Below are 2,720 nucleotides of genomic sequence, written 5' to 3' on the forward strand. Positions count from 1 at the left end.
GGCCAGTGATTTCGGGAATCATTGGGCCAAAAAGTTCGCATTTCATCACGGAGGTCATTGGGCCAAAACGAGGGGTGAATATGACGGATTAACGGAGGTCATTGGGCCACTTTCCATGAAATGGCTAGTCTTGCATCAAAACATATAGATGCATGGCAGGACAACGTATAGACATCATGGAACTACGCACATTGATCACACTAAAACGCAAGGGTCTCAGCAACCGCAAGGCAGCGGCACTGCTGAACATCAACCGTAAAACCGTGGACGGCTACGTTTCCCGATTCAGGGAGCTTGGGTTGTCCTGGGATGAACTCATGGAACTTGAGGAGCCGGACCTGCGGGATTTGTTCACCGAGGAAGGCCAGACCGAGAAGGAGCGCTACGAGGCGCTTTCGGGGGAGTTCAGCACCATCGAGGCCAAAATGACCACACCGGGGGCGACCCTGCAGCAGCTTTGGCGGGAATACCTCCAGCGCCACCCGGGTGGTTACCGCTACACGCAGTTCACCTGGCATTACCGGCGCTGGAAAGGGCTGGGTGCCCACTCCGGCAAACTCACCCACAGGGCCGGGGAAAAGCTTTTCGTTGACTTCTGCGGCAAGAAATTGTATTACACGGACAAGGAAACCGGCGAGCAGGTGGCTGCCGAGGTATTCGTCGCCATCCTCCCGTGCAGCCAGTACACGTTCATCATGGCCGTGCCCTCGCAGAAGCGGGAAGATGTGATTGCCTGCCTGGAAGCGTGCCTCCGGTGGCTCGGCGGGGTGCCGCAGGCCATCGTCTCGGACAACCTTAAATCAGCCGTGAGCAAGGGTTCGAAATACGCGCCGCTGATCAACAAGACACTGGCGGACTTCGCTTTGCATTACGGCTGCGTGGTCGACCCGGCCCGCCCGCACCGGCCGCAGGATAAAAGCCTAGTTGAGCGCAGCGTGGATCTGGTCTACCAGCGGATCTATTATCCGCTCAGCCACCACACCTTTTTCGATGCGAAAAGCATCAACGATGCCATCGGGGAACTGCTGCCCGCCTACAACGATTACCTGTTTTCACATGGCAACGGCTCGCGCCGCAGCCATTTCCTCGACCTGGAACGCGAACACCTGTCCCCGCTCCCGGCCGGTGCCTACAGCCTGCGGTACTTCAAAAGGGCCAAGGTCCAGAGGACCTCGCACGTATACCACAGCGAGGACAAGAATTACTACAGCGTCCCGCATCGCTATATCGGCCACCACGTGGAGGTACAGTATAACAGGGATACGGTCGAAATATGCCATAACGGACAGCGTATCGCCAAGCACGCCCGGAATTACCGGGGCGGCCATTACACCACCGTGGGGGAGCACATGCCTTCCAGCCACCAGGTTTACAGCCAATGGCGGCCGGAATACTTCCTGGACAGGGCCCTGCGGGTGGGAACCCACACACGAGATTACATCGAGCGGCTGATCGGGCAATACAGCTACCCGGAAATCGCCTATAAACAGTCGCAGGGCATCCTATCCTTCGCGGCACATTACGGTCGGGGGCGTTTGGAAAACGCCTGCAAGCGGGCTTTGGAATATCACCGGGCATCCTACCACACCATCGAGAAAATCCTGAGAAACAGGCTGGATATGCTGGAGGAAAACATGGAAGAGGACCAGCCCATACCCGAACATGCCAACGTGCGCGGGGCGGCCCATTACAGCTGACCGCAACGGGCATAGCTTGTCCCGAACGGGTTCGGGGCTGACCCCCCGGCAGCTTAACGATCGATTACATCACAATAAATAACAATAACATGAACGAACACAACACCATTGAGAAAATGCGCGGGATGCGCATGAACGCCATGGCTGCACTGTACCATCGCAGCCTCACGGAAAACCTTCACAGCGAGGAAACCAAGGACGACTTCCTGGCCCTGCTGGTGGACTCCGAATGGGAGAGCCGGCAGAACCGCCAGATCGACGGCCTCATCCAGCGCGCCGGGTTCAGGCAGGCGGCTTCCGCCGCCGACATCGATTACCTCTCCCCGCGCAACCTCGACAAAAGCACCTTCGAGCGGATACTCTCGCTGAGCTTCATCACCCGCAGGGAAAACATCATATTGACAGGCCCCACCGGGTCGGGCAAAAGCTTCCTGGGGCAATGTATCGGGGTGAAGGCCTGTCAGATGCTCCATAAAACCCAGTATTACAACACCGCCCGGTTCTTCGATGCGGCAAGGCTGGCAAAGCTGGAGGGAAGCTATCATAAGCTGCTCAAGAAAATATCCCGCTGCCGGCTGCTCATACTGGATGACTTCGGGCTGACGGCAATCGACCAGGCCGCCCGAAACGTATTGATGGATGTCATCGAAGATCGCTATGACAGGGCATCCACCATCCTTGTCTCGCAGATACCCGTATCGGAATGGCATGGACTGATCGGTGAGAGCACCATCGCTGATGCGATACTCGACCGGATCGTCTTCTCCTCACACAGGATCGAACTCGACGGGGAATCTTTCAGAAAGAAAAACAGGGTACAGTAAACGGTGCCTCCGCCGGGCGCTCGCCGCGCAGGCAGGTTAAGGTTGATCAAACCACTGCATTCCCCGGCACCCGAATAAAAAATATTGGAAGCTTAACATTAATCACCTATAATTGCACTTGGAAAGTGGCCCAGCATCCTCCGAAAACGCTGGCCCAGTATCGACCGAAAACATCGGCCCCATATCTCCGAAATAGACA

Annotated in this window: 2 protein-coding genes; both read left to right on the forward strand. The window is 56.6% G+C overall.

The window, feature by feature from the left end; genetic code table 11:
• The first annotated feature begins 176 nt into the window (after positions 1 to 176).
• Positions 177 to 1,697 (forward strand): IS21 family transposase, encoded by a 1,521-nt coding sequence (gene istA / locus U9S71_RS11065; protein WP_326327500.1) that lies wholly within the window; start codon positions 177 to 179, stop codon positions 1,695 to 1,697.
• A gap of 131 nt (positions 1,698 to 1,828) precedes the next feature.
• Positions 1,829 to 2,521, forward strand: coding sequence for an IS21-like element helper ATPase IstB (gene istB / locus U9S71_RS11070; RefSeq protein WP_326327501.1), 693 nt, complete (start codon positions 1,829 to 1,831; stop codon positions 2,519 to 2,521).
• The last annotated feature ends 199 nt before the right edge of the window (positions 2,522 to 2,720 follow it).

The sequence above is a fragment of the Parapedobacter flavus genome, assembly GCF_035818675.1.
Lineage (GTDB): Bacteria > Bacteroidota > Bacteroidia > Sphingobacteriales > Sphingobacteriaceae > Parapedobacter > Parapedobacter flavus.

Excerpts from the sequence above, each read along its gene's own strand:
- istA (WP_326327500.1), top strand. The coding sequence starts at position 177 with ATGGAACTACGCACATTGATCACACTAAAACGCAAGGGTCTCAGCAAC.
- istB (WP_326327501.1), top strand. The coding sequence starts at position 1,829 with ATGAACGCCATGGCTGCACTGTACCATCGCAGCCTCACGGAAAACCTT.